At 72.5% G+C, this 7,278-nt stretch carries 8 protein-coding genes and 1 pseudogene; 6 read left to right on the plus strand and 3 right to left on the minus strand.

Annotation, left to right across the window (positions count from 1 at the left end; all coding sequences use genetic code 11):
* From GTW43_RS31885 to GTW43_RS31900, 4 genes and pseudogenes are all read left to right on the plus strand, one after another.
* Positions 1–949 (plus strand): hemolysin family protein (locus GTW43_RS31885; RefSeq protein ID WP_161305447.1); only part of this gene is annotated, 949 nt, incomplete at its 5' end.
* Complete coding sequence (locus GTW43_RS31890) at positions 946–1,302, plus strand: MmcQ/YjbR family DNA-binding protein (RefSeq protein ID WP_161305448.1); 357 nt, start codon at positions 946–948, stop codon at positions 1,300–1,302. The genes GTW43_RS31885 and GTW43_RS31890, both read left to right, overlap by 4 nt.
* A gap of 63 nt (positions 1,303–1,365) precedes the next feature.
* Positions 1,366–1,755, plus strand: coding sequence for a cytidine deaminase (locus GTW43_RS31895; protein ID WP_161305449.1), 390 nt, complete (start codon positions 1,366–1,368; stop codon positions 1,753–1,755).
* Between the two features lie 372 nt (positions 1,756–2,127).
* Positions 2,128–2,484: pseudogene (locus tag GTW43_RS31900) on the plus strand (transglycosylase family protein); the annotation flags it as partial.
* Between the two features lie 73 nt (positions 2,485–2,557).
* On the opposite strand, the gene GTW43_RS31905 reads toward GTW43_RS31900, so the two are convergent.
* Entirely contained in the window at positions 2,558–2,896 is a 339-nt protein-coding gene (locus tag GTW43_RS31905; RefSeq protein ID WP_161305450.1) for a P-II family nitrogen regulator, read from the minus strand.
* Positions 2,893–4,221: an ammonium transporter gene (locus GTW43_RS31910; RefSeq protein ID WP_161305451.1), complete on the minus strand. Its 1,329-nt coding sequence runs from the start codon at positions 4,219–4,221 to the stop codon at positions 2,893–2,895. The genes GTW43_RS31905 and GTW43_RS31910 overlap by 4 nt, the downstream gene beginning before the upstream one ends.
* Positions 4,222–4,341: 120 nt before the next feature.
* On the opposite strand from GTW43_RS31910, the gene era reads away from it, so the two are divergent.
* Positions 4,342–5,292, plus strand: coding sequence for a GTPase Era (gene era, locus GTW43_RS31915; RefSeq protein WP_161305452.1), 951 nt, complete (start codon positions 4,342–4,344; stop codon positions 5,290–5,292).
* Between the two features lie 77 nt (positions 5,293–5,369).
* Here era and GTW43_RS31920 read toward each other — a convergent pair whose 3' ends face one another.
* Entirely contained in the window at positions 5,370–6,215 is an 846-nt protein-coding gene (locus tag GTW43_RS31920; RefSeq protein WP_161305453.1) for a helix-turn-helix transcriptional regulator, read from the minus strand.
* Positions 6,216–6,343: 128 nt separating this feature from the next.
* Here GTW43_RS31920 and GTW43_RS31925 point away from each other — a divergent pair, with 128 nt between their 5' ends.
* Positions 6,344–7,198, plus strand: coding sequence for an NAD(P)-dependent oxidoreductase (locus GTW43_RS31925; RefSeq protein WP_161305455.1), 855 nt, complete (start codon positions 6,344–6,346; stop codon positions 7,196–7,198).
* Positions 7,199–7,278: the final 80 nt, after the last annotated feature.

A 7,278-nucleotide genomic window follows, 5' to 3' on the forward strand; every position in this document is an offset into this window, starting at 1 on the left:
TCGCCAGCATCCGCTGAACACGGCGACGGCCGCCTCGTACGTGCTGCTGCCGCTGGCCCGGGTGATGGGCCCGATCCCGCCGCTGCTGATCCTCATCGGCAACGCGCTCACGCCCGGCAAGGGCTTCCGACGGGGCCCGTTCGCCTCGGAGGCCGAGCTGCGGGCGATGGTGGACCTCGCGGAGAAGGAGTCCCTGATCGAGGACGAGGAGCGCCGCATGGTGCACTCGGTCTTCGAGCTGGGGGACACGCTGGTGCGCGAGGTGATGGTGCCGCGCACCGATCTCGTGGTGATCGAGCGGTACAAGACGATCCGGCAGGCGCTCACGCTGGCGCTGCGCTCCGGTTTCTCGCGCATCCCCGTGGTCGGGGAGAGCGAGGACGACGTGGTCGGGATCGTGTACCTGAAGGATCTGGTGCGCAAGACGCACATCAGCCGGGACGCGGAGGCCGAGCTGGTCTCCACGGCGATGCGCCCGGCGGCGTTCGTCCCCGACACGAAGAACGCGGGCGACCTGCTCCGGGAGATGCAGCAGCTGCGCAACCACGTGGCGGTGGTCATCGACGAGTACGGCGGCACCGCGGGCATCGTCACGATCGAGGACATCCTCGAGGAGATCGTCGGGGAGATCACGGACGAGTACGACCGTGAGCTGCCGCCGGTCGAAGAGCTGGGCGGCGACCGGTTCCGGGTGACCGCGCGTCTGGACATCGGCGATCTCGGGGAGCTGTACGGGATCGAGGAGTTCGACGACGAGGACGTCGAGACGGTCGGCGGGCTGCTCGCCAAGGCGCTCGGCCGGGTGCCGATCGCCGGTGCGTCCTCGCTGGTCGAGCTGCCGGACGGGCGGTCGCTGCGGCTCACCGCGGAGGCCCCGGGCGGCCGGCGCAACAGGATCGTGACGGTGCTGTCGGAGCCCGTGGAGGCCGTGGAGGGGGAGCCGGAGTGAGCCCGGAGCAGCTGCGCGCGTTCTGCCTGTCGTTCAATGCGGCGGTGGAGGAGTTTCCGTTCGGGCCTCAGGCCTCGGTCTTCAAGGTGCTGGGCAAGATGTTCGCGCTCAGCCACCTGGACGGGGACCCGCTGACGGTCAACCTGAAGTGCGATCCGGACGACGCGGTGCGGCTGCGCGGGGAGTACGAGGGCCTGGTCGTGCCCGGCTGGCACATGAACAAGCGGCACTGGAACACGGTGAGCGCGGGCGAGCTGCCGGACCGGGTGGTGCGCGAGCTCGTCGAGGACTCCTACGACCTGGTGGTCGCGGGGCTGCCGCGCGCCGAGCGGCTGAGGCTGGACCGGGGCTGACGCGGCCGGGCGCGGGGGCGCCCTGGCGCGTCCCGGCGCAGGGGCGCTCCTTATGCTCACCCCATGACCGATAGCACCGGCAGCACCGGTACCGACAGCACCGGCAGTACCGACCTCACGCCCGAGGACCGCAAGATCGTCACGCTGGCCCGCTCGGCCCGGGCCCGCAACGGGGTGCCCGAGGGGGCGGCCGTGCGGGACGAGACGGGGCGTACGTACGTGGCGGGGACCGTCGCGCTGGACTCGCTGCGGCTCAGCGCGCTGCAGACGGCGGTCGCGATGGCCGTCGCGTCCGGGGCGCGGTCCCTGGAGGCGGCCGCGGTCGTGACCGAGGCGGAGCAGGCCTCGGACGCGGACCGGGCGGCCGTGGCGGACCTGGGCGGGCCGCAGACGCCGGTGCTCGTGGCCGGGACCGACGGGGTCGTGCGGTCGGCGGTCGCCGCGGGGGAGTGAGTCCGCGGGCGCGGCCGTGACCGGGGTCACTCCGGGCGTCCGCAGAGGGTGTCCCCGCATGGCGCAGGTCACATATAAGGCCTGATCAGGGGGGTGAGTGAGGACGCTCACGTCGGCCGGGGGCGGGGCCGGAAGGCCCCCGGAACGATTCGGACATTCCTGTGTGTTTAAGGCGCGGTAGGGACTTTGGTCCCGGTACTTATGGGGACCGAAGAAAGGACCAAAGTCCCGTTCGGTGGGCCTTGGGACCCAAAAATCGGACCGCGCCGCGGGCCATGGTGGAGCAGTCGCCCGGCGCCGTGAGGTTCCGGAGAGCGCCCCGGTCACGGGAAGCGCCCGCGGCCCCCACGTCCCCGAACAAAGGTTTCTTACGTGTTCAGCTTCGCCCGTACCGCCACCGCCGCCCGCACCCACCGCGCCCGCCGCTTCGCCGCCGGAGCCGTGCTCGCCGGCGCCGTCGGCACCGCCGTCTTCGCCGGCACCGGCAGCGCCTCCGCGGCCACCGCCTCCGGGTGGGACGCCGTCGCGCAGTGCGAGTCGACCGGTAACTGGTCGGCGAACACCGGCAACGGCTTCTCCGGCGGCCTGCAGTTCACGCAGTCCACCTGGGCCGCTTACGGCGGCACCGCGTACGCCCCGGCCGCTCACCAGGCCAGCAAGGGCGAGCAGATCGCCGTCGCCAACAAGGTGCTCGCCTCCCAGGGCAAGGGTGCCTGGCCCGTCTGCGGCGCCAAGCTCTGACCTGCGGTTTCCGCACGCGCTGACACACGCGGGCACTGAGGTGCCGCGTGTGGCCCACGCGTCAGACCGCGTCGGGGCCGCGCTCGCCCGTCCGCACCCGCACCACCGTGTCGACGGGCACGGCCCACACCTTGCCGTCACCGATCTTGCCGGTGCGCGCCGCCCGCACGACGGCCTCCATCACGGGCTCGGCGTCGTCGTCCGCGACGACGACCTCGATGCGCACCTTCGGCACCAGATCCACCCGGTACTCGGCGCCCCGGTACACCTCCGTGTGACCGCGCTGGCGCCCGTACCCGCTGGCCTCGGTCACCGTGAGCCCGTCCACACCGAGCTCCTGCAGAGCCGTCTTCACCTCGTCGAGGCGGTGCGGCTTCACGACCGCGGTGATCAGCTTCATGACTGGACCCTTCCGGCGACAGATGCGGCGCTCTGCGGGGCACCGTGCCCCAGGACGCCGTGATCGTACGCAGTCTCGGCGTGCACCGTCTGGTCCAGTCCCGTCCTCTCCTCCTCGGCCGCCGCCCGGAAGCCCATGGCCCGGTCGACGGCCTTCCCGATCCCGTACGTCACGGCGAACGTGTACGCGGCGACCACGAGGACCGCGAGCAGCTGCCGGCCCAGCTGGCCGAACCCGCCGCCGTACAGCAGTCCCTCCCGGTCCGCGGACCCGGTCATCGCCGTCGTGGCGAACAGGCCGATCAGCACCGTGCCGATCACACCGCCGACGAAGTGCACGCCCACGACGTCCAGCGAGTCGTCGTAGTGGAAGCGCAGCTTCCAGGCGACCGCGTACGAGCACACCACCCCGGCCACGAGCCCGACCGCGGCCGCGCCCGGCACCCCCACGACCCCGCACGCCGGGGTGATCGCGACGAGTCCCGCCACCGCGCCGGACGCGGCGCCGAACGTCGTCGGGTGCCCGTCCCGCCGCTGCTCCACGAACAGCCAGCCGAGCAGTCCCGTGCAGCCGGCGATCAGCGTGTTGAACAGGGACGCCGCGGCCAGCCCGTTCGCCCCCAGGGCCGAGCCGCCGTTGAAGCCGAGCCAGCCGAACCACAGCAGACCCGCGCCCATGACCACCATCGGCAGGTTGTGCGGGCGCATCGCGTCCTTCTTGAACCCGAGCCGCGGGCCGAGCACCAGGCACAGCGCGAGCCCCGACGCGCCCGAGGCGATCTCCACGACGAGCCCGCCCGCGAAGTCGAGCGCGCCCAGGTGCTGCGTGATCCAGCCGCCAGGACCCCACACCCAGTGCGCGACGGGAACGTATACGAGCAGCGCCCACACCGGTACGAACACCAGCCACGCCCCGAACTTCGTGCGGTCCGCGACGGCGCCGCTGATCAGCGCGGTCGTCAGGATCGCGAAGGTCAGCTGGAACGTCGTGAACAGGAAGGTCGGCACCGTGCCGGTGACCGAGCCCGGTCCCACGCCCGCCATGCCGACGTGGGCGAGATCACCGATCAGGCCCGCGAACGCGTCGTCGCCGAAGGCCAGCGAGTACCCCGCCACCAGCCACACCACCGTCACCAGCGCGATGGACACGAAGCTCATCATCAGCATGTTGAGGACGCTCTTCGTGCGGACCATGCCGCCGTAGAAGAGGGCCAGGCCCGGCGTCATCAGCAGGACGAGCGCCGTGGCGGCGAGCAGCCAGGCGGTGTCCCCGGTGTCGAGGGCGGCGGCCTGCGGCGCGGCGAGGGGCAGGGTCGTGGGAGGCATGCGGGCCAGCGTCACGGGCCCGCGTTTCCGATACCGCACCCCGGCGTTTCCGCCGTGTTTCGTGTTGCCGCGGCGTTACCGGGGCCTCACCGTGCTGCGGGGCATCCCGCATCAGGGACAATGGGCGCCATGAGCGTTCACACCCCCGCTGCCGGACCTGCCCACCGCGCCGGCTTCGCCTGCTTCGTCGGCCGCCCCAACGCGGGCAAGTCCACCCTCACGAACGCTCTGGTCGGCAAGAAGGTGGCGATCACCGCAGACCAGCCGCAGACCACGCGGCACACTGTGCGCGGCATCGTCCACCGGGACGACGCACAGCTGATCCTGGTCGACACCCCGGGCCTGCACAAGCCGCGCACCCTGCTCGGCGAGCGGCTCAACGACGTGGTGCGCACCACCTGGGCCGAGGTCGACGTCATCGGCTTCTGCCTGCCGGCCAACGAGAAGCTCGGCCCCGGCGACCGGTTCATCGCCAAGGAACTCGCGTCGATCAGGAAGACGCCGAAGATCGCGATCGTCACCAAGACCGACCTCGTCGACAGCAAGCAGCTCGCCGAGCAGCTCATCGCCATCGACCAGCTCGGCAAGGAGCTCGGCTTCGAGTGGGCCGAGATCATCCCGGTCTCCGCCGTCGGCGACAAGCAGGTCGACCTGCTCGCCGATCTCATCGTGCCGCTGCTGCCCGAGGGCCCCGCGCTCTACCCGGAGGGCGACCTCACCGACGAGCCCGAGCAGGTCATGGTCGCGGAACTGATCCGCGAGGCCGCGCTCGAGGGCGTCCGTGACGAGCTGCCGCACTCCATCGCCGTCGTCGTCGAGGAGATGCTGCCGCGCGAGGGCCGCCCCGCCGACAAGCCGCTCCTCGACATCCACGCCTTCGTCTACATCGAGCGCCCCAGCCAGAAGGGCATCATCATCGGCCCCAAGGGCAAGCGCCTGAAGGACGTCGGCATCAAGTCCCGCAAGCAGATCGAGGCGCTGCTCGGCACGCCGGTCTTCCTCGACCTGCACGTCAAGGTCGCCAAGGACTGGCAGCGCGACCCGCGCCAGCTGCGCAAGCTCGGCTTCTAGGCCTGCCCCGGCTCCGGGCTCGGCTCGGGGCAGACGCAGGGCCGGTGTCGGGAGTCAGGGCCGGGCCGGGTCGTGAGTCAGGGCCGGTACGCGCCGGGTTCCGGGGTCAGATCCTGCAGCCCTATCACCCGCAGCAGCTCGAGCCGCTCGTACGTCTCCGTGCCCGGCCGCGCCGAGTGCACGATGAGCTGCTGGTCGTGGCCGTCGCCGAGCAGGACCTCGCAGTCCAGGTCGAGCACGCCCACGACCGGATGCACGAAGCGCTTCGGGGACGGACGGTCCACGACGACCTCGTGCGTGGCCCACAGCTCCTCGAACTCCCGTGAAGCGGAACGCAGTTCGGCCACGAGTGCGGCAGGACCCGGGTCGTCCGGGCGGGCCGCGGCGACCGCGCGCAGGCTCGCCACGTGGGCGCGGGCGTGGGCGGCGCGGTGCTCCGGCGGGGCGATGAGCCGGGCCGTCGGATCGGTGAACCAGCGGCGGATCAGGTTCTGGCCCTGGTAGTCGCCGGTCAGCGCGACCGCCATCGCGTTCTGCGCGAGCACCTCGCCCCAGTCGCTGAACACCGACGCGGGCAGGTCGTGCAGCCGGTCCAGGATCATCAGCAGCCCCGGGCGGACGTGCCCGGAGGAGGCACCGGCCCGCGGCGGCTCCTCGCCCGCCAGATGGAACAGGTGGTCCCGCTCCACGTCCGTCAGGCGCAGCGCGCGGGCCAGCGCGGTCAGCATCTGCCGCGAGGGGTGCGAGCCGCGGCGCTGCTCGAGCCGCGTGTAGTAGTCCGTGGACATCCCGGCCAGCTGGGCCACCTCCTCGCGGCGCAGGCCGGGCGTGCGCCGCCGGGGGCCCGCGGACAGGCCCACGTCGGAGGGGTTCAGCCGGCTGCGCGAGCGGCGCAGGAAGTCGGCGAGTTCGACTCGGTTCACGGTTCCAGGATCGCGCGGACGGCGCCCCGTATCCAGGGAGTGCCGCTCCCTGGATCCACGCGTCTCTCCCGCCCGGGCCGCGACCGGCGCAGGCTCGTTCCATGGCTACGACGAACGAGGAGGCGGCCATGCTGACAGTGGTGACGGGCGTGACGGGACAGGTCGGGAAGCGGTTCGTGCCGCGGCTGATCCAGGGTGCGCCGCAGGGGGACCGGGTCAGGGTGCTCGTACGCGACGAGGCGCGCGGGGAGCCGTTCGCGGCGCTCGGGGCCGAGGTCGTCGTCGGGGACCTGCGCGACACGGAGGTCCTGGGCAAGGCGACGGCCGGGGCGGACGCGGTGGTGAACATCGCGGCGGCGTTCCGCGGGGTGCCGGACGAGGAGGCCGTCGCCGTCAACCGGGACGCGGCGATCGAACTCGGGCGGGCCGCGGTGGCCTCCGGCGTGCGCAGGTTCGTCCAGGTCAGCACCGGGCTCGTGTACGGGAAGGGGCGGGGCCGGGCGCTCGTGGAGACCGACGGGTCGGTGCCGGGCGAGCACATGTGGGGGGCGTACCCCGAGTCGAAGTGGCAGGCCGAGGAGGCGCTGCGCGGCATGGACGGACTGACGGACCTGCGGATCGCGCGGCTGCCGTTCGTTTACGGGGAGGGCGACCCGCACCTCACCGCCGTCATGCAGTGGGCTCCGCGGTGGGCCGCGATGCAGCGGCTGCACATGGGGCACCACGTGGATGTCGCGCAGGGGCTGCGGCGGGTGCTGTACACGCCCGGGGCGAGCGGGGCCTACAACATCGCGGACGATGCGCCCGTGACGACGGTGGAGCTGTTCCAGCTGAACGGGATGGAGGTGCCGGCCGAGATCTACGACCGCGAGGCGCCGGACCCCTGGCACGCGGTGATGTCGACGGCGCGGATCCGCCACGAGCTGGGCTACCGCCCGATGTACCCGTCGGTCTGGACGGCGCAGGACGCGGGGGCGCTCTGAGGGCGGCCGGTAGCGGGCCCGGGGCGACGACGGCGTCGCGGGCCGCGCGTCGGCCGAGCCCGGTTCCCACCGTCCCGCCC

This window comes from Streptomyces sp. SID5785 (assembly GCF_009870065.1).
Lineage (GTDB): Bacteria > Actinomycetota > Actinomycetes > Streptomycetales > Streptomycetaceae > Streptomyces.